24 protein-coding genes are annotated in these 25,017 nt (G+C 63.9%); 5 read left to right on the forward strand and 19 right to left on the reverse strand.

Features of this window, described 5'->3' with window-relative positions; genetic code table 11:
* Nucleotides 1-37 precede the first annotated feature (37 nt).
* The 4 genes from ACKUUH_RS05750 to ACKUUH_RS05765 all read right to left on the reverse strand — a co-directional run bounded on the left by ACKUUH_RS05750 (nt 38) and on the right by ACKUUH_RS05765 (nt 3,155).
* A complete protein-coding gene (locus ACKUUH_RS05750; protein WP_407948919.1) occupies nt 38-307 on the reverse strand; it encodes a hypothetical protein in 270 nt (89 codons plus the stop codon).
* A 19-nt stretch (nt 308-326) separates the two neighbouring features.
* Nucleotides 327-800, reverse strand: coding sequence for a hypothetical protein (locus tag ACKUUH_RS05755; protein ID WP_407948920.1), 474 nt, complete (start codon nt 798-800; stop codon nt 327-329).
* 176 nt (nt 801-976) lie between these two features.
* A complete protein-coding gene (locus ACKUUH_RS05760) occupies nt 977-1,732 on the reverse strand; it encodes a slipin family protein (protein ID WP_407948922.1) in 756 nt (251 codons plus the stop codon).
* A gap of 46 nt (nt 1,733-1,778) precedes the next feature.
* On the reverse strand, nt 1,779-3,155 hold the full coding sequence (locus ACKUUH_RS05765) for an NfeD family protein (RefSeq protein ID WP_407948923.1): 1,377 nt from the start codon (nt 3,153-3,155) through the stop codon (nt 1,779-1,781).
* Between the two features lie 182 nt (nt 3,156-3,337).
* On the opposite strand from ACKUUH_RS05765, the gene ACKUUH_RS05770 reads away from it, so the two are divergent.
* Nucleotides 3,338-3,544, forward strand: a complete 207-nt coding sequence (locus ACKUUH_RS05770) for a dodecin (RefSeq protein WP_407948924.1) — start codon at nt 3,338-3,340, stop codon at nt 3,542-3,544.
* Between the two features lie 5 nt (nt 3,545-3,549).
* On the opposite strand, the gene ACKUUH_RS05775 is transcribed toward ACKUUH_RS05770, so the two are convergent.
* On the reverse strand, nt 3,550-3,978 hold the full coding sequence (locus ACKUUH_RS05775; protein ID WP_407948925.1) for a metal-dependent phosphohydrolase: 429 nt from the start codon (nt 3,976-3,978) through the stop codon (nt 3,550-3,552).
* A gap of 143 nt (nt 3,979-4,121) precedes the next feature.
* Here ACKUUH_RS05775 and ACKUUH_RS05780 point away from each other — a divergent pair, with 143 nt between their 5' ends.
* Complete coding sequence (locus ACKUUH_RS05780; protein ID WP_407948926.1) at nt 4,122-4,901, forward strand: SDR family NAD(P)-dependent oxidoreductase; 780 nt, start codon at nt 4,122-4,124, stop codon at nt 4,899-4,901.
* Here the strand turns inward: ACKUUH_RS05780 and ACKUUH_RS05785 are convergent.
* Nucleotides 4,888-6,123: a TIGR03862 family flavoprotein gene (locus ACKUUH_RS05785; protein ID WP_407948927.1), complete on the reverse strand. Its 1,236-nt coding sequence runs from the start codon at nt 6,121-6,123 to the stop codon at nt 4,888-4,890. The two genes, ACKUUH_RS05780 and ACKUUH_RS05785, sit on opposite strands and share 14 nt — an antisense overlap.
* A gap of 53 nt (nt 6,124-6,176) precedes the next feature.
* Here ACKUUH_RS05785 and ACKUUH_RS05790 point away from each other — a divergent pair, with 53 nt between their 5' ends.
* Entirely contained in the window at nt 6,177-6,635 is a 459-nt protein-coding gene (locus ACKUUH_RS05790) for a YaiI/YqxD family protein (protein WP_407948928.1), read from the forward strand.
* Here ACKUUH_RS05790 and msrB read toward each other — a convergent pair.
* Together msrB and msrA are read right to left on the reverse strand one after the other, a co-directional pair.
* Entirely contained in the window at nt 6,632-7,135 is a 504-nt protein-coding gene (gene msrB / locus ACKUUH_RS05795; RefSeq protein ID WP_407948929.1) for a peptide-methionine (R)-S-oxide reductase MsrB, read from the reverse strand. The two genes, ACKUUH_RS05790 and msrB, sit on opposite strands and share 4 nt — an antisense overlap.
* 10 nt (nt 7,136-7,145) lie before the next feature.
* Nucleotides 7,146-7,760: a peptide-methionine (S)-S-oxide reductase MsrA gene (gene msrA, locus ACKUUH_RS05800; protein WP_407948930.1), complete on the reverse strand. Its 615-nt coding sequence runs from the start codon at nt 7,758-7,760 to the stop codon at nt 7,146-7,148.
* 220 nt (nt 7,761-7,980) lie between these two features.
* Between msrA and ACKUUH_RS05805 the strand changes: the two genes are divergently transcribed.
* Nucleotides 7,981-8,754, forward strand: a complete 774-nt coding sequence (locus tag ACKUUH_RS05805; RefSeq protein ID WP_407948931.1) for a DUF2189 domain-containing protein — start codon at nt 7,981-7,983, stop codon at nt 8,752-8,754.
* Here the strand turns inward: ACKUUH_RS05805 and ccoS are convergent.
* The 11 genes from ccoS to ACKUUH_RS05860 all read right to left on the reverse strand — a co-directional run bounded on the left by ccoS (nt 8,751) and on the right by ACKUUH_RS05860 (nt 21,963).
* On the reverse strand, nt 8,751-8,933 hold the full coding sequence (gene ccoS / locus ACKUUH_RS05810) for a cbb3-type cytochrome oxidase assembly protein CcoS (RefSeq protein WP_407948932.1): 183 nt from the start codon (nt 8,931-8,933) through the stop codon (nt 8,751-8,753). The genes ACKUUH_RS05805 and ccoS overlap by 4 nt on opposite strands.
* Entirely contained in the window at nt 8,930-11,167 is a 2,238-nt protein-coding gene (locus tag ACKUUH_RS05815; RefSeq protein ID WP_407948933.1) for a heavy metal translocating P-type ATPase, read from the reverse strand. The genes ccoS and ACKUUH_RS05815 overlap by 4 nt, the downstream gene beginning before the upstream one ends.
* A 7-nt stretch (nt 11,168-11,174) precedes the next feature.
* The gene (locus tag ACKUUH_RS05820) at nt 11,175-11,696 is read right to left on the reverse strand and encodes a FixH family protein (RefSeq protein ID WP_407948934.1); all 522 of its coding nucleotides are present in this window, start codon (nt 11,694-11,696) and stop codon (nt 11,175-11,177) included.
* Between the two features lie 2 nt (nt 11,697-11,698).
* Entirely contained in the window at nt 11,699-13,225 is a 1,527-nt protein-coding gene (gene ccoG / locus ACKUUH_RS05825) for a cytochrome c oxidase accessory protein CcoG (RefSeq protein WP_407948935.1), read from the reverse strand.
* Nucleotides 13,226-13,296: 71 nt separating this feature from the next.
* The gene (ccoP, locus tag ACKUUH_RS05830; protein ID WP_407948936.1) at nt 13,297-14,181 is read right to left on the reverse strand and encodes a cytochrome-c oxidase, cbb3-type subunit III; all 885 of its coding nucleotides are present in this window, start codon (nt 14,179-14,181) and stop codon (nt 13,297-13,299) included.
* The gene (locus tag ACKUUH_RS05835) at nt 14,178-14,381 is read right to left on the reverse strand and encodes a cbb3-type cytochrome c oxidase subunit 3 (RefSeq protein WP_407948937.1); all 204 of its coding nucleotides are present in this window, start codon (nt 14,379-14,381) and stop codon (nt 14,178-14,180) included. Before ACKUUH_RS05835 ends, ccoP begins: the two co-directional genes overlap by 4 nt.
* A gap of 9 nt (nt 14,382-14,390) precedes the next feature.
* Nucleotides 14,391-15,122 carry a cytochrome-c oxidase, cbb3-type subunit II gene (ccoO, locus tag ACKUUH_RS05840; RefSeq protein WP_407948938.1) on the reverse strand — a complete coding sequence of 244 codons (732 nt, stop codon included), beginning with the start codon at nt 15,120-15,122 and terminating at the stop codon, nt 14,391-14,393.
* Nucleotides 15,123-15,134: 12 nt separating this feature from the next.
* Nucleotides 15,135-16,817 (reverse strand): cytochrome-c oxidase, cbb3-type subunit I, encoded by a 1,683-nt coding sequence (ccoN, locus tag ACKUUH_RS05845; RefSeq protein ID WP_407948939.1) that lies wholly within the window; start codon nt 16,815-16,817, stop codon nt 15,135-15,137.
* Nucleotides 16,818-16,998: 181 nt separating this feature from the next.
* Complete coding sequence (locus ACKUUH_RS05850; protein WP_407948940.1) at nt 16,999-18,147, reverse strand: ABC-2 transporter permease; 1,149 nt, start codon at nt 18,145-18,147, stop codon at nt 16,999-17,001.
* Nucleotide 18,148: 1 nt separating this feature from the next.
* Nucleotides 18,149-20,917 (reverse strand): ribosome-associated ATPase/putative transporter RbbA, encoded by a 2,769-nt coding sequence (gene rbbA / locus ACKUUH_RS05855; protein WP_407948941.1) that lies wholly within the window; start codon nt 20,915-20,917, stop codon nt 18,149-18,151.
* On the reverse strand, nt 20,914-21,963 hold the full coding sequence (locus ACKUUH_RS05860; RefSeq protein WP_407948942.1) for an HlyD family secretion protein: 1,050 nt from the start codon (nt 21,961-21,963) through the stop codon (nt 20,914-20,916). The genes rbbA and ACKUUH_RS05860 overlap by 4 nt, the downstream gene beginning before the upstream one ends.
* A gap of 578 nt (nt 21,964-22,541) precedes the next feature.
* Between ACKUUH_RS05860 and ACKUUH_RS05865 the strand changes: the two genes are divergently transcribed.
* Nucleotides 22,542-24,899: an efflux RND transporter permease subunit gene (locus ACKUUH_RS05865; RefSeq protein WP_407948943.1), complete on the forward strand. Its 2,358-nt coding sequence runs from the start codon at nt 22,542-22,544 to the stop codon at nt 24,897-24,899.
* Nucleotides 24,900-25,017 lie beyond the last annotated feature (118 nt).

Raw genomic sequence — 25,017 nt, forward strand, 5'->3', positions numbered from 1 at the left:
GACGGTACGATGACATTTCAGTGACAGTCGGGCCTTTTCAGCGCGGGATATCCCCATAGGCGAGCGTCGTGCCGTCCGCCGCGTTCACGCAGCGGGCGGGTCCGTCGGGCCTTGCCTGGCAGAGATAAAGCGCGTTGTTGCGCTCGATCCAGATGCCGCCCTGCGGGTTCGGCATCAACCCGTTGCCGCCCGATCCGGTCAGTGCGGAAACGACGATCGCAATGGCGATCAGCGTTCCCGATGCCACCACGGCATAGGAGAGATGGGTGTCGGACCGCGTTTCGCGGCCGCCGGCGGGATTGTTCATTCCGTGTACCTCATTTTTATTACAGGCGAATGTGAGGGAACCAGACAACGCGGTGCTGAAAGCCTTGCGGCGTATATCCGATGAGCGTCAGGCCGGACTTGCCGACAGGTGTCGGTCCGAGTTTCGGCGACTGGTAGATGGCCGCCATGCCGCAAAGCTTTTCGCCGGGATGCTCGAGCGCCCATGCTTCCAGCGTGTCGCGGCAGTTGATCGCGAGTCCGATCGCGATTTCCTGTTGCTCGTAGTCGGGAAGGGTGAAGACGCGCAGATAGCCGAAGAGCTTGTTCCGCAAGGGACGGCATGGCTTTATCTCGACGGTCGAAATGCCGGCAACGGCGTCTCCGTCATAGGCGAGGCAGCAGATTTCGTGCGCCCGCTCCTCCGGCGATACGCCCTCGGGCATCGCATCGTATGCGCGCCATGTGGCGATGGCGTCCTTTTCGATTTTTACGTCGCGCTTCCGCCATCCGGAAACGTAAGTGATCTCGCCCATCCCGCCTCCCGTTGCGACTCATATCGGTCGTTGCAGCGGGTTGCATTATTCAGGGAGACGGCGCTTTCCCGCGAGCGGGGATCGAACCTTTTTGGAGGGATCGGGGTGTGCGTGAATTTCACGGACTGTCCGTGACCGGAGCGCCGGCGGAGCGGGTCACGCTCCGCCGGACGGGCTCACACCTTGGTGCTGGCCTTCAGGCCCTCGATCAAGTCGAGCGGCATGGGGAAGACGATGGTGTTCGACTTGTCGCCTGCAATGTCGTGGAGGGCGGCGAAATAGCGAAGCTGCATCGCGCGGGGGTCGCCGCCGAGAATGCGGCCTGCTTCCACGAGTTTTTCCGCTGCCTGCTGCTCGCCTTCGGCGTTGATGATCTTCGCGCGGCGGAAGCGTTCGGCCTCAGCCTGCCTGGCGATCGCGCGCACCATGCTCTCGTCGATGTCGACATGCTTGATCTCGACATTGGCGACCTTGATGCCCCACGCGTCCGTCTGCTCGTCGAGGATGGCCTGAATGTCCGCGTTGAGCTTGTCGCGCTCGGCCAGCATCTCGTCGAGTTCATGCTTGCCGAGGACGGAGCGAAGCGTCGTCTGCGCCAGCTGGCTCGTCGCTTCCATGTAGTTTTCGACCTGCAGGATCGCGCGTTCCGGATCGACGATCCGGAAATAGAGCACCGCGTTCACCTTCACCGACACATTGTCGCGCGAGATCACATCTTGCGTCGGCACATCCTCGACGAAAGTTCGGAGGTCGACGCGCACCATCTGCTGGATCACCGGGATCAGGATGATGAAGCCGGGGCCTGCGATCCGGGTATAGCGGCCGAGGGTGAAGACGACGCCGCGCTCGTATTCGCGCAGAATACGGATCGCGGAGGCGAAGAAAGCGACGATGAGTACCGCCGCCAGAACGTAGAATGCCAAACCTCCCATGATGGGCCTTCCTTCCTTGTGGGTTGGATGCCGGCCGCCGCGCGGCTCAGCTCACGACGAGCGTCAGCCCGTCCATCTTCTCGATGCGCACCGTCGCTTGCGGGGCGAGATCCGCGGGCCCGCGCGCGTGCCAGCGTTCGCCGTGCACATGCACATAGCCTTCGCCGTTCGCCCATTCGAGGACGCGCGCTTCCGCCCCTTGCAATTGCTCTGCACCCGTCGCGACCGGTCGGCGTAGTGCGCGCCAGGTGTAGCCGACGAGAAAAATCAGCAGAACCGCGCTCGCAAGTGCGGTCGTTCCGATGGTCCACCAGGAAAGCTGGAACTCGGGCGTGTCGCTATCGACGAGAATGGCGGCACCGAAAATGAATGCGACCAAGCCGCCAAATCCTGCAATGCCGAATGTCGGCGTAAAGGCTTCGACCCCCATCAGCACAAGACCGAAGACGATGAGCGCCGCGCCCGTATAGTCGAGCGGCAACTGGTTCAGCGCATAGAGACCGAGCAACAGGCAGATCGCGCCGAGAATGCCGGGACCGAAACTGCCCGGGTTGGAGAGTTCGAAAATGATGCCATAGACGCCGATCATCATGAGCAGGAAGGCGACGTTCGGGTTGCTGATGAGCGCGAGAAGTTCCGTCATGAAGCCCGGCTCCAGATGCTCGATCCACGCCCCGGCCGTCGACAGCGTGACCGGCTTGCCGTTCGCGAGAACTTCGCGTCCGTCCATCTTGCTCAGAAGGTCTTCGAGACTTGGCGCAACGAGCTCGACCACGCCAAGCTCCTGTGCCTTCTTTGCGCCGATGCTTTCGCCTTCGCGTACGGCCGCTTCGGCCCATTCGGCATTGCGGCCATGCGTTTCGGCGAGGCTCACGATCAGCGCGACGGCGTCGTTCGTCGCCTTCTTCGAAAGGGCCTGCTCATTGGAGGGGGTGCCGCCATCGTCGCCTTTCTTTTCCTGTCCTGGCGGTTGCTGCGGCGTGCCGGGCATGCCGCCCATTGTTACCGGTGTGGCGGCGCCGATATTCGTGCCCGGCGCCATCGCAGCAATACCTGTCGCATAGACAATGTAGGTGCCGGCGCTGGCGGCGTGGCCTCCGCCCGGCCAGACATAACCTGCCACGGGTACATCGGATGCGAGGATGTCGCTCACAATGTCGCGCGTCGATGTCACGAGGCCGCCAGGCGTGTTGATCCGGAGGATGAGGACGTCCGCGCGGCGCTCTTCGGCAGTCTCGATCGCCATCGCGATCTGGCGCGCGGTGGCGGGACCGATCGCGCCTTCGATCGTCGAGACGAGCGCAAGCGGTGGAGAGGCATCCTCCGCCGCAGGCGCGTTCGTCTGAGAAAGGCCGAGCCCCGGCAGCATGGCGCCGACGATCGCCAGTGTCGCATAGAGCGCGGATCGCATCGCGCGGTTCATTCGGCGCCTCCCTTGGTCCGGTGCCTGTCTCGCGGTTGCGTTCCCAGTCTGCCAAAGGTTGCCGCTCATGGCCATGTTTTCCGCATCGCGACGGCATCACCCTTGCCCAAAGGGCCCGCCGCTCCATCTTCCTGCGGAACGGACAAACCGGCCCGATACGGAACAAATGGAGGCATCCGCCAATGTCAGAACATGTCTACAGGGTGATTGAGGTCGTCGGCTCCTCGCCGGAGAGCATCGAGGGTGCCATCGGCAATGCCATCGGGAAGGCGAGCAAGACGCTCAGGGAGTTGCGCTGGTTCGAGGTGGTGGAAACGCGCGGCCATGTCGAAAATGGCAAGGTTGGCCACTATCAGGTCAAGTTGAAGCTGGCGTTCACGCTTGAATAGAATGGCTAGGCGCCGATAAGGCGCAATGCGTCGCGGTATTTCCGCGCCTTCTCCTCCCGCTCCTGCGGAGGCGTGGTCTGCAGTACAGCTTGAAGGTTGTCCTGCAGGTCCGCGATTTTCACCGCGCGTGAAAGCGGGTTTGAGGCGGCGCGGCGGGCGAAATCGAGATAGTCCTCGTTGTCTCGGCGCGTCAGCGCGTCGACGGCCGCAACGATCTTTTCGGGCACGCCCGCTTCCCGAAGACGTTCGAAAGTCCACCCCTCCGCATGCTCGACAACATCATGAAGCGCCGCGACGATCCGTTCCCTCTCTTCCGTCACGGACATGGTCACGCGCATCACGTGGAAGATGTAAGGCTCACCCGTCTTCCTGTCCCGTTCTCCCTCATGGGCCTCTGCGGCGAGCGCGATTGCCTGTTCCAGCGTAATGGTCATGGTTGTATCTCGAAATGGCTGCCGCAAGGGAAGCGCGGAGCTCCGGTGAAACGCGTGAAATGGGTCAAGGTTCAATCTCGCTTGCCTGCTCCGGTTTCGCTAGTCTTCTGCCAATGAAGATTTTGGGAAAGAGGAGACGATCGATGGAGCCCGTCAGAAAACTCAGCCGCTCGATCAAGGGAAAGGTCGCGCTCGTCACGGGTGCGGCAAGCGGCATGGGGCGCGCCACCGCGCATGTTTTCGCGGATGAAGGCGCGAAGGTCGCCGTCATCGATCTGAAACAGGACCGGGTGGATGCGGTTGTGAAGGAGATCGAAGCCGCGGGCGGCGAAGCGGCGGGATGGGCCCTCGATGTTGCCGACGGGGAGGGCATTATCCGCGTGGTGAAAGAGGTCGGGGAGCGCTTCGGCGGGCTCGACATCCTCGTCAACAATGCGGGCCTTGCGACCTTCCACGGGATCGGAGAGCCCGGATATGAAGACACATGGACGCTCGCGCTCGACGTGATGCTCACCGCGCATATGCGCTTCGTTCGTGTGGCGCTGCCCATGCTGAAAAAATCGGGCGAGGGACGGATCGTCAATGTGGCATCGACGGAAGGCTTCGGCGCGACGCCCGGAAATTCGCCTTATGTGGCGGCGAAGCACGGCGTCATCGGTCTCACGCGGGCGCTTGCGGTCGAGCTTGGCCGCGAAGGTGTGACGGCCAACTGCATCTGCCCCGGTCCGATCCGCACCGGCATCACGCAAGGCATCCCGGACGAGCACAAGGAGATTTTCGCGAAGCGCCGCGTGCCGCTTCGGCGCTACGGGCTTCCTGAGGAGGTGGCGCATGTGACGCTCAGCGTCGTCCTTCCGGCGTCCTCCTATCTCAACGGGGTGGCGATCCCGGTCGATGGCGGCATGCTGGTCAAGAACGCTTGAGCCAGCGCACGGCGCCTTCGCCCGCCGCGCGTCCCGTGGCAAGGCAGGCGGAAATCAGGTAGCCGCCGGTCGGTGCTTCCCAGTCGAGCATTTCACCGGCGGCGAAGACGCCTGGACATTTCTTCAGCATGAAGCTTTCGTCGAGTTCGCCGAACGGGATGCCGCCTGCGGCGCTGATCGATTCGGCGATGGGCCGCGGGCGCTCGAGCCTCAGAGGTAGTTGCTTGATCGTGCGGGCGAGCGACGAGGGGCTTTCGAACGCCGCCTTGTCTGCCGCCTCCCGCAGCAAGGCGGCTTTCACGCCGTCTATATGCGCCTTCTTCCGCAGATGATTTGCGATGGAATTCTTGCCTCGCGGCGCGGCAAGTGCTGTTTCGAGGCGGGCGAGGTCCATGTCCGGCGCGAGATCGATCGTGAGCGTCGCCTGTCCGCCGCGGTCCATGGCATCGCGAAGCGCGGCGGAGAGCGCATAGACAGCGCTTCCCTCGATGCCGTTCTCCGTCACCACGACGTCGCCCTTCACGCTTTCGCCGGCGAAGGCGAGCACCACGGACTTGACGGGGGCGCCCGCGAAGCGCTCCTTCATGTGATCGCTCCATGCGACGTCGAAGCCGCAATTCGAGGGGCGGAAGGGGGCAACTTCCACGCCGCGCGCGGACAGAAACGGTGTCCAGCTTCCATCGGCGCCGAGGCGCGGCCAGCTTGCGCCGCCAAGTGCGAGCACGGTCGCGTCCGCCATGAAGGTAACTTCGCCGCCGGGCGTCCCGAAGCGAAGCGCGCCGTCCCCGGTCCAGCCCTGCCATTTGTGGCGCGCGTGGAAGATGACGCCGCTTTCGTCAAGCCGCCGGAGCCAGGCCCGCAACAGGGGCGACGCCTTCATCATGACGGGAAAGACGCGGCCGGAGCTTCCCTCGAAGGTTTCGATCCCGAGTTCGGCGGCCCATGCCCTGATATCGTTTGGCGTGAAGGCTCTCAGCGCGGGCTCGAGTTTCTCTCGCGCTGCGCCGAAGCGGGTCAGGAAGGTTTCGAGGTCCTCACCATGCGTGATGTTGAGCCCGCTCTTGCCGGCAAGAAGGAATTTCCGGCCGAGCGAAGGCATGGCATCGAAAAGATGGACGTCGGCGAGGGGCGCAAGCCGCTCTGCCGCCATGAGGCCCGCCGGGCCGCCGCCGATAATTGCGGCGAGCGGGCGCGGGGAAGATTTTCCGGAAGTGTCGTTCACGCGGGGAAGCTATCATCGTCCGCATCCGAATGCAGTCAGGGAATGAAGAACAGGTGACCGAGATTTATGTCGATGCCGATGCCTGCCCGGTGAAGGAGGAGGTTGTGCGCGTCGCCGAGCGCCATGGCGTGCCCGTCCATATCGTCAGCAATAGCGGCATGCGGCCGACCGGCCATCCGCTCGTGCGGCAGGTTGTCGTGCCGGAAGGGCCGGATGCGGCGGATGACTGGATCGCGGAGCGGGCGAGCGTGGGCGATATCGTGGTGACGGGCGATATCCCGCTCGCCTCCCGCGCGCTCGAAAGGGGGGCGGCGGCGCTCGGCCATGACGGGCGGCCCTTCACGAGGGACAGTATCGGGATGGCGCTTGCCATGCGCGATCTGATGCGGGAGTTGCGGGAGACCGGGCAGTCCAAGGGTGGCGGCCCCGCCTTTTCCAGGGAGGACCGCTCGCGCTTTCTCCGTGCGCTCGAAGATGCGTTGCGGGACGCGAAGCGCCGTTCCGGGCCTTAGGCCGGGCTGGCCGGTTCGAAGGTCATCGCCACCCCGTTCATGCAATAGCGCTTTCCGGTCGGCGGCGGGCCGTCGTCGAACACATGGCCGAGATGGCCGCCGCAGCGTCGGCAGTGAACCTCGATGCGCGTCATGAAGAAGCTCCGGTCTTCCGACGTGCCGACCGCATTGTCGAGCGGCGCATAGAAGCTCGGCCAGCCGGTGCCGCTTTCATACTTCGTCTGCGAAGAGAAGAGGGCGAGGTCGCATCCGGCGCAGTGGAACGTGCCGCTGCGCTTTTCCTTGTTGAGCGGGCTCGATCCGGGCCGTTCGGTGCCGTGCTCCCGAAGCACATAATATTGCTCGGGCGTCAGCAGTTCTTTCCATTCGGCCTTCGTCCTGGTCACTTCGAAGGAATCTTTTTCCGCCGCATCCGCACTGCCGCCGCGCAGCGCCGCTCCGGCGGCCGCGAGCACGCCCGCAACGGCGGTTCCGCCCAGAAATCTGCGTCGTGACATCATGCTGTCCTCCTCAATGCCCGCCCGCTTCGCTGCCCCAGACCTGCTCGAGCCGCTCATCGCGCCCGCAGCTCCAGCGGTAGTAGGTGTAGCGGTTAGGATTCTTCACGTAGTAGTCCTGATGATATTTCTCGGCCGGAAAGAAGGGCCCTGCCTCCACGATTTCCGTCACGAAGGGCTGCGAAAAGCGCTCCGACTTCTCGAACTCTTCCTTCGACTTCTCCGCCAGCTTCTTCTGTTCCGCGTCGAGATAGAAGATCGCCGAACGGTATTGGGACCCCACGTCGCAAAACTGCGCATCCTTGCGAAACGGATCGATGTTGCGCCAGAAGATGTGCAGCAGTTCCTCGTAGCTCACCTTCGCGGGATCGTAGACGACCTTCACTGCCTCGGCGTGGCCCGTCCTGCCGCGCGAAACCTCCTCATAACTCGGATTGGCGACCGTTCCGCCCGTATAGCCGGAGGTTGTGCCGATCACGCCGTCGGTCTTGTCGAAGGGCGGTTCCATGCACCAGAAGCAGCCCCCGGCGAAGATCGCCACGGCCGTGGCCTTTTCCGGTTCCGTTTGGGCGGATGCGCCGCTCACGAGCATGGCGAAGGCAAGGGCGAGCGAAAGCAGGAAGCGCATGGGCCTTCGAGCTCCTTTGATGTGGATCAAGGTCCAGATGTCAGAGCGTAATGTAGGCTGAAACCATCGTTCCCGCCTTTCACATCGGCTCACGTCTTTGAGAGCCATTCGCGGCGCAATCCCACATGGACGGGAGGGACGTTCCAAGGCTAGCATGTTGCAGCTGATGGTTTTGCTTTGGGAGGGGCTGGCGATGGGCGTTCCGGCAGGAAATACGGGAGTGACGGGTGCCGCAGGCGTGGAGCCCGTGGTTCGCCGCATTCGTCCCGATCAGCCCTGGCGCTGGCTCGAGGCGGGCTGGGCGGACATGCGCACCGTTCCTGCGATCAGCCTGACCTATGGCATCGCATTTCTGCTGGCCTCGCTTTCGCTCGTGGCGGTGCTCCTCTTTGCCAACCTCAGCGCGCTGGTACCGGTCATGGCGGCGGGTTTCCTTCTCGTCGGCCCGATGCTCGCCGTCGGGCTCTACGAGGCGAGCCGCCGCCTCGAAGCGGGCCTGCCGGTGCAACTGTCCGATGTCGCTTTCGTTTCGAGCCGCAACATTTCGCAGCTTGCTTTCGTCGGCGCCATGCTTGCAGGCGCAATGCTCATCTGGCTTCAGGTTGCGGGCTGGCTCTTTGCCGTCTTTTTCGGGGCCATCGGCATACCGCCGCTTTCCGATTTCGCGCCCATGCTGCTTCTCACACAGCGCGGGCTTGCCATGCTGGTCATCGGCTCGGTGGTTGGCGGGGCGATCGCCTTTGCCGTCTTCGCGATTTCCGCGATTTCCGTGCCGCTGCTCCTCGCCCGCGACATTGATGCGGTAACGGCGGTGACGACGAGCATCCGCGCGGTGCGGCTCAACTTCTGGCCGATGCTGCTCTGGGCCTGGATTGTGGCGCTCCTCACTGCCTTCGGAATCGCGACCTGGTTTCTGGGCCTTGCGGTGATCTTCCCGCTGCTCGGTCATGCAACCTGGCATGCGCAGCGCGCGCTGGTGGGAGACGACGCCTAGTCCCTGCGCCTGTCATCGTCCGGCCCGTCATTGTCCGGCTTGTCATCGTCATAAAGGATGCGTTCGGCCGCGCCTTCGAGGTCGTCATATTGCCCGGACCTCAGCGACCAGAGGAAGGCGACAAGGCCGAGAAGGCCGAGCAGCAGCGCTGCGGGCACGAGGAAGATCAGGATATTCATGAGGCTTCGCGCGAAAGCGCTCGCCGTTGCGCGAGGTTGAGCCGTAGCGAGTTCAGCGTCACCGTGATGGACGAGCTCGACATGGCGATCGCGGCGACGAGCGGTGTGACAAAGCCCGCGACCGCGAGAGGCACGGCAACCGCGTTATAGGCAAGTGCCAGACCGAAATTCTCGAAGACGAGGCGGCGGGATTTCCGCGCGACATCCACGGCTTCGACGATGGGCGCGAGCTTCGCGCCCTGGAAGATGAAGTCGGCCGCCGTCTGGCTCACATCGGCGGCATCGGCCGGCGACAGCGAGACATGAGCGGCGCGAAGCGCCGGCGCATCGTTGAGGCCGTCGCCGATCATGGCGACCTTGCGGCCTTCCGCGGCCAGCTCTTCCAGCCGGGCGATCTTCGCTGCGGGCCGGGCGGCGGCGCGCCAGTTTGCGATGCCGAGTTCATCGGCGAGGCGCTTCACGGCGGGCTCGCGGTCGCCCGAGAGGAGCTCGATGGCGAAGCCGCGCGCCTTGAGGGCGGCGATCACGTCCTTTGCATCGGGCCGCGGTGTGTCCTCGAAGCGGAAACGGACCGGCTCGTCGCTGCCGCGCCGCAGCCAGAGTTCGGAGCCGCCATGCCCATCATGTTCATGGCCCTGCGCGACGCGGGTGCTGGCGTAGTCGGCATTGCCGAGACGGATCGCCTCGCTGCCGAGCCGCGCTTCGAGGCCCATGCCGGGTTCCTCGTGGATATCGTCGAGAAGCGGGTGCGGCAGCATTTCTCCGTGAGCGGCAAGAGCGACGGCAAGCGGATGGCGGCTTGCGGCTGCAATCGCCGCACCCAGTGCGAGATCGGCGCGGGCGATCTCGTCGCCATTGACGAGGCGCGGCCGCCCAAGCGTCAGCGTACCCGTCTTGTCGAAGACGATGGTGTCCGCCTGTGCGAGCCGTTCGAGCCCGTCCGCCGCCTTCACGAGAACGCCCTGACGGAGGAGACGGCCCGTCGCAACGACCTGCACCACGGGCACGGCGAGCCCGAGCGCGCAGGGGCAGGTGATGATGAGAACCGAGATTGCGTAGGTGAGCGACGTCTCCCAATGCGCGCCGAGCGCGAACCAGAGGAGCAGCGTCGCCAGCGCCATGATGTGGACGGCAGGCGAATAGATGCGCGCGGCGCGGTCGGCGATGCGGACATAGCGCGCGCGGCCTTGTTCGGCCGTTTCCATCAGGCGCACGATTTCGGCAAGGAGCGAATCATCGTCGCGTTTCGTCACGCGGATGACGAGCGGTGCGCCGAGATTGAGCGTGCCGGCGAAGACGGATGCGCCAGCCTTCACCTGTTCCGGCACGCTCTCGCCGGTGACGAGGCTCGTGTCGATCTCGCTCGCTCCCGTCACGATCTCGCCGTCGGCGGGAATGCGCGCGCCGGCAACCACCAGCACCTTCATGCCGGGTTCGAGGTTCTCCACGGCGATGGATTTATGCGTGCCGTCGGGTGCGATCAGCGTTGCCGCGGTCGCGCGAAGCCCGAGCAGGTTCTCCGCCGCCGAGCAGGCCCTGGCGCGCGCCTGCACGTCGAGATAACGTCCGATCAGCAGGAAAAAGAGCAGCGTCACGCTTGCGTCGAAATAGACATGGCGCGCATTCACCATGGTCTGGACGAGGCTCATCGTCGTCGCAAGGATGACGGCGAGCGCGATCGGCACGTCCATGTTCATGCTCTTCGCCCGGAGCGCCCTCAGCGTCGAGCGGAAGAAGGGCTGGCCCGCATAAGCGATCGCGGGAAGGGCGATCAGCGCCGACACCCAGTGAAAGAAGCTTCTCGTCGTCTCGTCCATGTCGGATACGAGGCCGGACCAGACGGAGACCGAGACGAGCATGACGTTGGCGGCGGCGAAGCCCGCAACGCCGAGCGCCTTCAGGAGCGAACGGCTTTCGCGGTCGTCGAGCGTGCCGATGAGTTTGGGATCGAAGGGAACGGCGGTGAAGCCGGTGTCCGCAAGCGCGCGGATGACCGCGCTCGCCTTGAGACGCGCCGGGTCCCAGCGCACCGCGACGCGCTTTGTCGAAAGATTGGCGCGCGCATATTCGACGCCGCCAAGTCCTTTCAGCGCGCCTTCCACCTTGCGCAGGCAGCCCGCGCAATGCATGCCGGCGACCACGAGGTCGAGGCGGGCAAGACCTTCTTCGGTCTTGCGCACGAAAAGATCGGGGTCGATACCCGGTCTCTCTTGCGCTGTCGCGGCTTCGCTCATTGGGTCCTCAGTCGCGTATGACGACGCGCTTTTCCTCGACGAAGGTTTCGCCCTTCTTGCCGCTCGCCGCAATGCGCACGAGCCAGTTGCCTGCGTGTTTCAGATCGAAGACGCCTTCGTAGCGGCCGGGCGCCGTTTCGACGAGTTTCAAGCGGGCGTCCTCGCCGGACACAACGGGGCGCCAGAAGGTGCCCTGCACAGTGAGCCCGGAAACGGGTGTGCCGCCTGCGTCGGCGAAAGAGACGTTGAGCGCCGTGCGGTTGCCGGCGCCGGGGAGGGGATCGGCGGCGATTGCCGCCGTCCAGCCGAGTTGGCGCTGCGCTTCCATGCGTTCAAGCACGTCGTTATAGGCGCGGCCTTTCTGATAGGCGCCTTCTTTCTCCACGCCGTCGAATGTCGACAGCGCTCCATAGACCATGAGCCCGTTCGCGCCGAAGACGACGGCAAAGAAGAGGAGGAAGCCCGTCAGCACATGCCTGCCGGTGATCTTGCCGAAGCGCTCCGAGGGGCGGTAGTCGCTGTTTTCCATGCTCATTTCCCAGGCCCCCGGAAGGTTGTCGATCTTGTCGCGATCTTGCCGCTTTCGGTGTCGGTAACCACGAAGTCGAAATCGGCTTCTCCGCCTTTGATCGCCGCTGCGAGATCGGCGGGCAGGCTGACGAAGAAGCGGGCGTTTTCCAGCTTGTCGGCTTCGACGATAACCGTTGCCGTGTCCTCGCCCGCGAGCGCCGGCCGGGTCAGGATAGCGCCTTCCAGGCCGTCAATCGAGACGCGGAAAATGCGCTCGGAATGCTCCTTGTTGACGATCTTGACCTGATAGCCGTTGCGGATCGAGCCGTCGGACAGCCGCACGAAGAGCGGGTTACGGTCGGCGAGCACGCTGACGTCGAGCGTCGTGCGGTTGCTGAGCGCCACGAGCATGATCGCGGCGACGAGCGCCAGCACCACGGAATAAAGGATCGTGCGCGGCCGCAGGATGCTGAGCCGGGGGGTCTCGCCCGCGCGGCGGCGCTCCTGGTTGCGGAAAGTGTCATAGGCGATGAGGCCGCGGGGACGCTCCACCCGGTCCATGATCTCGTCGCAGGCGTCGATGCAGAGCGCGCACTGAATGCATTCGAGCTGCATGCCGTCGCGGATGTCGATGCCCATGGGGCAGGCGGCAACGCATTGCCCGCAATCGATGCAATCGCCGCGTCCTTCCCAGCTCGCGCCTTTCTTGTGCGGGCCGCGCGTCTCGCCGCGATCTTCCTTGTAGCTGACGAGGAGCGATTCCTCGTCGAACATCGCGCCCTGAATGCGCGGCCAGGGGCACATATAGATGCAGACCTGCTCGCGCGCGATGCCACCGAGCAGATAGGTCGTCAGGGCGAAGAGGCCGACGAAGAGATAGGCGGCGGAAGGGGCGTCGAAGGTCAGGAACTGGCTGGCCAGCGTCGGCGCGTCGGCGAAATAGAAGACCCAGGCGCCGCCCGTTGCCAGCGCGATCAGGACCCAGGTCAGGTGCTTTCCCGCCTTGCGCGCCAGCTTGCCCGCGCTCCAGGACGACTTGTCGAGGCGGATGCGCTTGGCGCGGTCGCCTTCGAAGAAGCGTTCGACATGGATGAAGAGATCGGTCCAGACCGTCTGCGGGCAGGCATAGCCGCACCAGACGCGGCCGGCGACGCTCGTCACGAGGAAGAGGCCGAGGGCCGCCAGAATGAGGAGGCCCGTGACGTAGTAGAATTCCTGCGGCCAGATTTCGAGGAAGAAGAAGTAAAAGCGCCGCGCGGGAAAATCGAGCAGCACCGCCTGGTCGGGGAGGTTCGGTCCCCGGTCCCAGCGCAGCCAGGGCGTGACGTAGTAGATTGTCAGCGTTATCGCCATCACCAGCCATTTCAGGCGGCGGAAGGTGCCGTGCACGAGCTTCGGATAGACTTTCACCCGGCTTGCATAGAGCGGGCGGTTCTTCTCCGAATTGACGGCTGTGTAGCGCTCGCCTTCCTCGCCGTGGGGGCTTGCGCCCGCCGTTGCCGCGGCTTCGGCCGCAAGACGTTCGAGGGTCGTGGCGGTATCTGTCATTGGTGTACTCGAGGATCTGGTCCCCGGAGGCGGAACGCCGAGAAGCGTTCCGCCCGATTGGTCCGGCGGTATTACTTCTCGCCGCCGCCGAGGGAGTGAACAAAGAGCGTCAGCGAGCGGATGGTGCCTTCATTGAGGCGCGTTCCCCAAGCTGGCATGACGCCGCTGCGGCCGTTTGACACGGTTTCCACGATGGACGCCCTGTCGCCGCCATAGAGCCAGATCGCATCCGTCAGGTTCGGCGCGCCGAGTTCGCGATTGCCGGTGCCTGCATCGCCGTGGCAGGCGACGCACTGGCTTTCGAAGACCGCCGTGCCGCGGACGGCTGCTTCGCCGTCATGGGGCTGGCCCGACAGGAGCAACACGTATTCCGCCACATCGGAGATTTCCGAGCGGTTCAGAATGCCGTCCCGGCCATAGGCCATCATCGCGTTGAGGCGGGTCTCGTCGTCGGCGTCCCAGCGGATACCGTGCTGGAGCGTCGTGTGGATGTCGTCCAGCGTGCCGCCCCAGATCCAGTCGTCGTCATTGAGGTTCGGGAAGCCCTTGGAGCCTTGCGCGCCCGAGCCGTGGCAGGGTGCGCAATTGTCGCCAAAGGCGGCCTTGCCGGCGCCGAGCGCGACTTCCATCAGCGCCGGGTCGTTGGCGATCTCTTCGAGCGGCATGGTTGCGATCTGTTCTATCGCACCCGAGCGGCCCTCGGCGACAGCCGCGAGTTCGTTCGTCACGACATTGCGCTGCTCATAGCCGATCACGCCCTTCGTATAGGTCCAGCCGTCCCCCGTGAGGTAGGGCCAGGTGGGCATCACTACCCAGTAGGCGAAGGACCAGAGGATGCAAACATAGAAGGTGTAGACCCACCATTTCGGCAGCGGGTTGTTCAACTCGCGGATCCCGTCCCAGGAATGGCCGGTCGTCTCGACGCCGGTCACGTCGTCCTTGTGCTTCTCGCTCATTGTCCGGTCTCCGTGTCCTTCTTCTGGCTATCCTCGGGATCCTTGTCCTCGAGGGGCAGATTCGCCATACGGTCGAATTTCTTCTTGTTCGCCGGCCAGAGGGCGTAGGCCAGCACGGCGGTGAAAAGCACCACCATGAGAATGAGCCCGCCCGTTCCGAACCAGGTTCTCACCAGCGAATAGGTGGTCTCGCTATCCAAGGCGCGCTCCTATTGCTTGAAGTCCGCATTCTCGTAGGCATTGAAGTCCACGAGCGTACCGAGCATCTGCAGGTAGGCGACAAGAGCATCGAGTTCCGAGATCATCGCCGGGTTGCCGTCGAAGTCGCGCGCGACGGCCTTCGGATAGCGCTGCATCAGCCCTTCCGTGTCGGCGTCGGGCGTGGCCTGTGCCTCGAGATCGGCGCGGGCGTTCTCGATATTTTCCTGCGCATAGGGCACGCCCGCCATCGCAAGCGCCGAGAGGCCCTTGCTCGTATTGCGGTAATCGAGCGGCGTGCTGGCGAGGAAGGGGTAGCCCGGCATGACCGATTCCGGCACCACGGCGCGGGGGTCTTCCATGTGCAGCCTGTGCCACTCATCGGAATATTTGCCGCCGACGCGGGCAAGGTCCGGTCCCGTGCGCTTCGAGCCCCACTGGAAGGGGTGGTCGTACTTGCTTTCCGCCGCCAGCGAGTAGTGCCCGTAGCGTTCGACCTCGGAGCGGAGCGAACGAATCATCTGGCTGTGGCAGGTGTAGCAGCCTTCGCGCAGATAGATGTTGCGGCCGGCGAGTTCGAGCGGGCTGTAGGGGCGTACGCCGTCCACATCCTCGATCGTGCTCTTGATCAGGAAGGTCGGAACGATTTCGACCAGTCCGCCGATCGCCACGACGACCAGGGTGAGGACGAGGAGCAGGATCGAGTTCTTTTCGATCGTTTCATGCGAGAACTTTTTTGCCATGACCTTTGCTCCTCACTCGGCGGGTTGCGGCATGGCGCCGGCAGGCGCCGGGGCGGGCAGGGGCTCGCTTTCGCGGACGCGTCCCTTGATGGTCATCCAGCAGTTGTAGACCATGATCAGAGCGCCAACGAGGAAGAGCACGCCGCCAAGCGCGCGGATGACATAGAAGGGATGCATTGCGGCGACCGTCTCCGCGAAGGAGTATTCGAGGAAGCCCTGCGCGTCATAGGCGCGCCACATCAGTCCCTGCAGGATGCCCGACACCCACATCGCGGTGATGTAGAGAACGATGCCGATGGTGGCGATCCAGAAGTGCCAGCTCACAAGGGCCATCGAATAGAGCCGCTCGCGCTTCCAGAGCCAGGGGATGAGGCAGTAGATGGCGCCGAAAGAGACGAAGCCGACCCAGCCGAGCGCGCCCGAATGCACGTGACCGATCGTCCAGTCGGTGTAGTGGGAAAGCGAGTTCACCGCCTTCACCGACATGACCGGGCCTTCGAAGGTCGACATGCCGTAGAAAGCGACGGAGACGACCAGCATGCGGATCACGGGGTCCGTGCGCAGCTTGTCCCATGCGCCCGACAGCGTCATCAAGCCGTTGATCATGCCGCCCCATGAAGGCATCCACAGCATGATCGAGAAGGTCATGCCGAGCGTCTGCGCCCAGTCGGGCAGCGCCGTGAAGTGCAGATGGTGCGGGCCCGCCCAGATGTAGAGGAAGATCAGCGACCAGAAATGGACGATCGACAGGCGGTAGGAATAGACCGGCCGTTCGGCGCGCTTCGGCACGAAGTAGTACATCATGCCGAGGAAGCCGGCGGTCAGGAAGAAGCCCACCGCATTATGGCCGTACCACCACTGGATCAGCGCGTCCTGCACGCCGGGGAAGAGCGAATAGCTCTTCGACGAGGTGAAGCTTTCCGGGATCGCAAGATTGTTGCCGATATGGAGCATCGCGATCGTCACGATGAAGGCGAGATAGAACCAGTTCGCGACGTAGATATGCGGCTCCTTGCGCTTGGCGAGCGTCGCCAGGAAGACAAGGAGATAGACCACCCAGACGATGGTGAGCCAGAGGTCGGCGTACCATTCGGGTTCGGCATATTCGCGGGACTGGGAAACGCCCATCAGGTAGCCGGTCGCGGCCACGACGATGAAGAGGTTGTAGCCCCAGAAGACGAACCAGGGGGCGACGTCGCCCGCAAGCCGCGTGCGGCAGGTGCGCTGGACGACGTAGAAGGAGGTCGCGATCAGCGCGTTGCCGCCGAAAGCGAAGATCACCGCCGAGGTGTGAAGTGGCCGCAACCGGCCGAAATTCGTGAAGGCGGTGTCCAGATTGAGGAAGGGGAAGGCGAGCTGGAAGGCGATCACGACGCCAACCAGGAAGCCCGCGACGCCCCAGAAGAGGGTCGCGATGGCGCCAGCCTTCACCACGCCGTCATTATAGCCCGTGCCGTCGTCTTCGAGCGCACCGCCATGCGTCGTGGCGTTGAGATGGCGCTGTCCCAGCACCATCACGCCCGCCGCGAAGGCGAAGGCGAAGAGCCAGGCATGGACGGCCATCGGCGCGTCCTGTGCCTTGGCGGCGATTATGATGGAGAGAATCGTCCCCGCGATGAGAGACCCAGCTACGGCCCAAGCCGAAGAGGTCATCGTGCCGGGAAGGTTCGAGCCCGGCGCGCCTGAAACCGCCATGTCACGCTATCCTTATGTGCGTTGCCTTCATGCCGGATAGCGTCGGTGGTCAGATAGCGCATGTGCCGATTCAACCCCTCCGTACCCAGCCCCAAGACCATATCACTTGTGCGGATAAACAAGTACCGGCCAGCTTGCCGCGCTGCAAAATGTCACATCCGTAATGCAGCTTTCTCCTTGCTCAGCCGCGCAAAATCGCCCGGCGGAAGCGAGCGAGAGCGATAAAGAAAAATACCGCTCCGATGCCAGCCATGATCGCGAGCTGTGGCCAGATGATCGCCACGCCCGCGTCGCGGTAGAGAATCGCCTGGGAAAAGGCGACGAAATGCGTCGAGGGGGATATCTGCATCGTGTTCTGGAGCCAGACCGGCATGCTTTCGAGCGGCGTCGAGGAGCCGGACAGCAACTGCATCAATATGAGGACGGGCATGACGAGGAGCCCGTATTGGGCCATGGAATTCGTGAAGGTGGCGAGGAGGATGCCGAGCGCCGTTACGGAGAACTGGTAGAGAAGCGCGCCGGCGATAAAGAGGGCGAGCGAGCCGGATGTCCGCACGCCGAGCACGCCCTCGACCACGAGGATGAGGGAGAGCGTCGCCGCCATCACGATCACGAGCCCGTTCGCCCAGAGCTTGGAGGACATGATCTCGATTGCCGTCACCGGCATGACGAGCAGATGTTCGAGCGTACCGTGCTCGCGCTCCCGAATGAGCGCGGCGCCCGCGAGAATAACCGACAGGAGAGTGATGTTGTTGATCACCTCCATCACCGACGTGAAGGGAACGGAATCGAGATTGGGATTGAAGAGCGCCCGCGCGACGAGTTCGGCTTCCGCCTTCGTCGTCTTGCCGGTTGTGCGAAGGCTGCGGGTCACTTCCTCCGTCACGATGCTCTGGATGTAGCTTGCGCCCGTTCCGGCCATCGACATGGCGGTCGCATCGACGTTGAGTTGCAGCGTCGGCGTCTTTCCCGACAGGAGGTCGCGCTCGAAATGCGGCGGTATGTCGAGAATGAAGACATAGTCCCCGGCATCGAGCGCTTCGTCCGCGCCCTCCGCACCGATCTGCTCGGCATACTGGAAGTAGGGCGGCAGGAGAGCGGCCGCGATCTGGCGCGACAGGGGCGAGCGGTCCTCGTCGATGATCGCGACGGAGGCGTTCGACACCTCGAACTTCACGCCGGTCGCGACTTCATAGATGCCGAAGGAAAACGCATAGACGATCAGGAAGACGAGGACGGGGTCCGAGCGGAGCGAGCGCAGTTCCTTGACGCCGAGCCTTGCGATGTTGAGCAGGCTGCGCAGCAATGCGAAATCTCCCCGGGCGGCCACGTCACTTCTCCTGCTTGCGCAGCGCGAAGCGCGCCGCCATCAGAAAGACGATGCAGAAAAGCGCGAGCGCCACATGTGCATTCCACAGGTCGGCGAAACCGAGACCCTTGGTCACCGCGCCTGAGCTGATCTGCTGGAACCACGACGACGGAAAGAACTTGCCCATGTGGCGCGATGCGCCTTCGAGCGTCGAGACCGGCGTCAGCATGCCCGAGAAATTCACCGTCGGCGTCATGGCGACGATGGCGGTCGCAAAGAGCGCGGCGATCTGGCTTTTCACAAATGACGAGATGAGAAGTCCGAAGGCCGTGGAGGCGAACACATAGAGCGCGGCGCCGGCGAGAAGCGCCAGGAGCGAGCCCTGCACGGGAACGCGAAACAGAAAAAGCCCCATCAGCAGCAGCATGAGAAAGCTTACAAAGGCGAGCGCCACATAAGGAAGCTGCTTGCCCAGCAGAAATTCCAGCCGCGTCACCGGCGTTGCCCGGAAGTTTGCAATCGACCCCATTTCCTTTTCCCGGACGACGCCGACGGCCGTCATGATCGCGGGAATGAGCATCATCAGCAGCATGTAGGCGCCGGGTACGATGGCGAAGACGCTCTTGAAGGCCTGGTTGAAAAGGAAGCGCGTCTCGATGCCGAAGGCGGCATCCGCAACAGGCATCGGCTGAAGACGGCGCTGCTCGTCGGCATAGCGCGCGATGATCGCTTCGCCATAGCCGAGCGCGGTCTCGGCGCGGAACGGGTTCGAACCTGCGACCATGAGCGAGATTTCGGGGCTCCGTCCGGCCAGAAGATCGCGGCCATAGCCTTCGGGAATTTCGATGGCAAGCGTGATGTCGCCACTCTGGAGGCGGTGGTAGCGCTCCGCGGTGCTTCGGATTTCGGTCTTTTCCTCGAAGTAGCGCGAGCCCTCGAGTTCCTGCAGCAGCGTCCGGCTTTCCAGCGAGCGATCCTGGTCGAACGCGGCATAGGGAATATTCTCGACGTCGAAGGAAATGCCGTAGCCGAGCGTCACGAGCAGGATGAGCGGTCCGATGAGCGCGAAGGCAAGGCGCACCGGATCGCGCAGAATTTCCGTCGTCTCCCGCCGCGTATAGGCCCAGAGGCGGCGTGTGCTGAAGAAACGCCTGTGCGGTCCGGCCTCGGGCGCCGCTTCTGCCGGTGCGATATCTTCAGCCTGCGGCACGGGGTCCGAGCGAAACTCCGGAAGATCCGCCGCTTCGCGCAGGTAATCGACGAAGGCTTCTTCAAGCGTCGTCTCGCCGCGCTCCTTCGACAGTTCGTGCGGCTCGCCTACCGCGAGCACGCGGCCTGCATGCATCAGCGAGATGCGGTCGCAGCGCTCCGCCTCGTTCATGAAATGCGTGGAAATGAAGATCGTCACGCCGTGGTTGCGCGAGAGATCGATCAGATATTGCCAGAACTGGTCGCGCGCGATCGGATCGACGCCGGATGTCGGCTCGTCGAGGATGAGGATTTCCGGATCGTGGATCACGGCGACGGCTAGTTGCAGGCGCTGGCGGATGCCGAGCGGCAATCCGTCGGGGCTTGCATCCGCGACCTCCTCGAGGTCGAAGCTCGTCAGCATGTCGCGCACGCGCGCCGCGCGGCGTTCCTTCGGAATGTGGAAGAGTTCCGCGTGGAGGTCGAGGTTCTGGCGAACCGTCAGTTCCTCGTAGAGCGAGAAACTCTGCGACAAGTAGCCGACGCGCCGTCTCGTTGCCATGTCGCGCGCATCGAGCGGCTTGCCGAACAGCCGCGCCGTGCCCGCGCTCGCCGGCAGCAGGCCCGTCAGCATCTTCATTGTCGTCGTCTTGCCGCAGCCATTCGAGCCCAGAAATCCGAATATCTCGCCGCGGTCGATGCGGAAGTTCACGGCGTCCACCGCCACGAACTCGCCGAAGCGGCGGGTGAGGTCGGTCGCCTCGATGGCGGGCTCGCCATCATGGGCGGCGCGCGGCGGCACATGTACGGGCTTGTGGCGGGCGCGCTTTTCCTCCGGCAGCAGGCCGATGAAGGCCGCCTCGAGCGTTTCCTTGCCCGCTGCCTCGCGGATATCGGCAGGCGCTCCCGTCGCAAGCACGCGCCCGTCATCCATCGCGGCCAGCCAGTCGAAGCGCTCGGCTTCTTCCATATAGGCGGTTGCGATGAGCACGCTCATTTGCGGGCGCCGCGCGCGGATGGTGCCGATCAGCTCCCAGAACTGGCGCCGCGACAAGGGATCGACGCCCGTCGTCGGCTCGTCGAGGATCAGGAGGTCGGGATCGTGGATGAGGGCGCAGCAGAGCCCGAGCTTCTGCTTCATGCCGCCCGAAAGAGCGCCCGCGGCGCGGTCGGGGAAGGGCGCCAGGCCGGTCGCGGCGAGCAGTTCGGCGATCCGCTCCTTTCGCGCCGCGGGGCCGAGGCCGAAAAGCCGCCCGAAGAAATCAAGATTTTCCACCACGCTCAGTGTCGGGTAGAGGTTCTTGCCGAGCCCTTGCGGCATATAGGCGATGCGTGTGTGGCACTGGCTGCGATGCGCGGGGTTCTTCATGTCGCCGCCGAGCACCATGATGCCGCCGGACTGGATGCGCCTGACGCCCGCCAGCAGGCCGAGCAGCGTCGATTTGCCGACGCCGTCGGGACCGATCAGCCCCGCCATGCAGCCCGCCGGGATCGACAGGGTGACATTGTCGAGGGCGAGCTTGTCACCATAGCGATGAATAAGTCCGCTCACCTGCGCGGCGGCGGGACCTTCCGGCCAGGCGTTGCCGGGGCGGGTGTTCATTCCGCCTCGCCAGTGCTCCCGCCCGTCTCGCTGTCGCGCGGCTGGGCGATCGGAGGCAGCTTCACGGCGAGGTTGTCCGGCCACTCCGTTCCGGCAAGCGTGCGCACATAGCCGACGCCGCGGACCCCCGTCTTCACCCGTTCCTCGACCCGGGCGAGAAGCTCGGCGTCGATGTTGAGCTTCACCCGGAACATCAGATTCTCGCGTTCCTCGCGCGTTTCGACGGCCTTGGGCGTGAACTGCGCATCGCTCGACACGAAGCTCACATGCGCCGGGATCACGTAGCCGGGGATCGGGTCGAGCACGATCCGGGCTTCTTCGCCAATGGCAAGGCGGCCTGCCTCGGCGGCGGGCAGAAAGATCGTCATGTAGACATTGCCGATATCGAGCAGGGTGAGCACCCGGCCGCCGGCGGCCAGCACCTCGCCGGGCTCGGCCAGGCGGTACTGCACGCGGCCCGAGCGTGGCGCCTTCAGCACCGTATCGTCCAGCATGTCACGCAGGCGGGAGAGGTTGGCCTTCGCGGCCGCGATGGTGGCGTCCGCGGCGGCGCGGTTCGCGGTCGCCGTCTTCAGGGCGGCTTCGGCGGTGCGGAACTGGGCGCGGCGCTGGTCGAGCTGCTCGGTCGGAATGTGGCCGCTCCTGCTCAGCCGTTCCGCCCGGCCGAGTTCGCGGCGGGCAAGGTCGAGTTCGGCCTCGCGCTGCGCGATCCCGGCGAAGGCCGGTGGCGTTTTGTCCACGGCCCGGCGGACCTCGGCCGTCGCGGCGGCGATCACGGCCTTCATCTGGGCGTCGTCCATCCAGGCGAGGATCTGTCCTGCCGTCACGAAGTCGCCCTCGTCGACGCGCACTTCCTCGATCCTGCCTGCATATTTGGTGGCGACGTCGACCTGCTCGGCCTCGATGCGACCGTTCGACGCGGCAATGCCGTCGGGCAATTCGGGCGCAAGAATGACAAACCAGTAATAAAGGCCGAGCGCAACGAGAGCGGCAACGGCAAGGGCGGCGGCGAATGCGGTTCGGCCAGTGGCCCGTCGCTCAAGCATGGGCGGCATGGAATCCCCTTTATTACCGGAACCCTTATAGCGCGGTTGCCCCGCTGCTTCGCGAGGCATGACAGCGCATCCGCCGGCAGCCGGGGGGATGCGGAGCGGCGCGCCGTATTAACCAACGGCGGCGCCTCGGACGCAAGCTGCGCCGGCAGGCACAATGCACAGGATAGGTGCAGATTCGATGTTTTGCCCGTCATGACTGAGTTTGTTCATTCATTTTCTGGACAATTAGGCTGTGCCAAAGCGACATGTCATGATAATTGAGTGCCCGCCCGAGAGGGTGGCCAGATTGCGATTTTTACGAAAAGGCGCTATCCCCGCCCCGCCGGAGAGAACCGGCTGAGGCGGTCGCGATGGCGTTGAGTCGATTGCGATCTGTCTGAAACAAGAATAACGGCGAAAGGGCGCAAGCCTCGGGGTCGCCGGCGCGGTTGGAAACGAGACGGAAAGTCCACTCCGGCAGCGCAACATCGAACGACAGTAACGACAAGAAGAGCTGAAAGCTCCGGTGTCACAAGCAAGCCTTCGAAGCACTCCCGTGCAAAAGAGTGCATTCCCAAGGGGAGGTTATTTTGCAGCGTATTGAAAATCTCGTGTTCGGCCTGCGTGCCGTCATCCTGTTGGCGCTTCTCGTCTTCACGGTGATCATGGGCGTGTTCGCATCCCAGTTGAGGATGGATGCAGGCTTCACGAAGATGCTCCCGATCGGCCACCCCTATATCGAAACCTTCTTCGAATATTCCGAAGGGTTCGGTGGCGGTAACCGCATTCTCGTCGTCATCGAGAACAAAAAAGGCGACATCTTCCAGAAAGACTTCCTCTACACGCTGAACGACGCGACCCAGGATCTCTTCTACATCCCGGGCGTGGCGCGCCACACGGTGACTTCGCTGTGGACGCCCAACACGCGCTTCATCGCGGTGACCGAGGAAGGTCTCGAAGCGGGCGACGTCATCCCCGCGAACTTCGCGGGCGAGCCCGAAGATATCGACACGGTGATGCAGAATACGTTGCGCGCCGACCTTGTCGGACGTCTCGTGTCGGTCGATTTCCGCTCCGCGATGATCCGCGCCGAACTGCTCGACTTCAATCCCGAGACGCAGCAGCGTCTCGACTATTTCGAAGTCGCGGCCAAGCTCGAAACCACGCTGCGCGATAAATACGTCTCCGAAGACACCGACGTTAAGATCGTCGGCTTCGCGAAGCTGGTCGGCGACATCGCCGACGGCGCCTCCTCGGTGGTGTATTTCTTCTCCATCGCCTTCTGCCTCACGGCTTTCATGCTCTGGCTCTATTGCCGCTCCTGGGTGCTCACGGTGGTGACGGTCGGCGCCTCGCTCAGCTCGGTGGTCTGGCAGTTCGGTCTTCTGAGCATTCTCGGCTTCGGCCTCGATCCGCTCGGCGTGCTGGTGCCGTTCCTCGTCTTCGCCATCGGTGTCAGCCATGGCGTGCAGCAGATCAACATGGTCGGCGCGGAAATGGCCGCTGGCCTCGACAAGAACAAGGCCGCGCGTGCGACCTTCACCTTCCTGCTCCGCCCGGGCCTGATCGCCCTTCTGACGACGCTGGCGGGCTTTGCGACGCTCTACATCATTCCGATCGGCATGATCCAGGAGCTCGCGATCACGGCCTCGATCGGTATCGGCTTCAAGATCATCTCGAACCTGATCATGCTGCCGCTGCTGGTGTCCTATGTGGCGCCGCCGGAAGAAGAGTATGGCGCGAAAGTCCGCAAGGCGATGGATACGCGCGCCAAGCTCTGGCCCGCGCTGTCGCGGATTGCGACGCCGCCGATCGCGTTCCCCTTCGTCATCGTCTGTCTTATCGTCGGCGGCATCGGTTTCTACGAGGCGCGCGACAAGCAGATCGGCGACGTGCATGCCGGTGCGGGCGAACTCTGGCCCGACGCCCGCTACAATCAGGACAGCCGGTATATCGCCGAGAAATTCAGCCTCGGCCTGAACGTGCTCACCGTGATCGTCGAGTCGGACAGCGTGGTCTGCGTCGACTACGACAAGATGCACTATCTCGAGAAGTTCAGCTGGCACATGCGCAACGTCGATGGTGTGCAGTCGGTCATCAGCCTTCCGGTGCTCGCGCGCAAGATCAACAGCATGTGGCAGGAAGGCAATCCGAAGTGGCAGAACCTGCCGCGCAATTCGGCCGCCCTTGCCCAGGCGACGTCGAGCATCGGCAGTTCGTCGGGCATCGTGAATCCGGACTGCTCGACTGCCGCGGTTGCCATCTTCATCAAGGATACGAAGGCCGGGACGGTGAAGCACGTCGTCGAGGAACTCGAATCCTACATCGCCCAGAACGAGTATCCGGGTCTCAACCTGCGCATCGGTACGGGTAACGTGCCGATCGTGGCGGCGACGAACGAGATCGTGCACAAGTCCGAGCTGCCCATGCTGCTCTACGTGTATGCGCTCGTGATGACGCTCGTCATCCTGACCTATCGCGAGTGGCGCGGTGCGTTGTGCGTCGTGCTGCCGTTGATCCTGTCGACCATCATCGGCGACTGGTTCCTCACAGCCTTCGGCATCGGTCTCAAGATCTCGACCTTGCCCGTGCTCGCCATCGCGGTGGGTATCGGCGTCGACTACGGCATCTACGAGTACAACCGGATGCAGCGCTACATGCGCATGGGCAAGACGCCGCACGAGGCCTATCTGCAGGCGCTCTACGACGTCGGCTCGGCGACCATGTTCACCGGCGGCACGCTCGCCATCGGTGTCAGCACCTGGGCCTTCTCCGCGCTCAAGTTCCAGGCGGATATGGGTCTGCTGCTCACCTTCATGTTCATCGTGAACATGGTGGGCGCGGTGACGCTGCTGCCGGCGCTGGTCGCGGTGTTCGAATATATCTGGCCGCTGAAGCGCGAGCCGCTCTCCGAAGAGGAAGCGCGCGCGGTGATGCGCGGCCACTAAGGCACCCCCGGCCGGTTCTTCCGGCCTGGCGTTCGAAATCGAAAGGGCGGCCCTCCTTGAGGTGCCGCCCTTTCTCTTTGGGACCCTCGCGAACGGCGCTTTCTCCCAACTTGACTAA

It is taken from the genome of Parvibaculum sp. (assembly GCF_045863935.1).
GTDB lineage: Bacteria > Pseudomonadota > Alphaproteobacteria > Parvibaculales > Parvibaculaceae > Parvibaculum.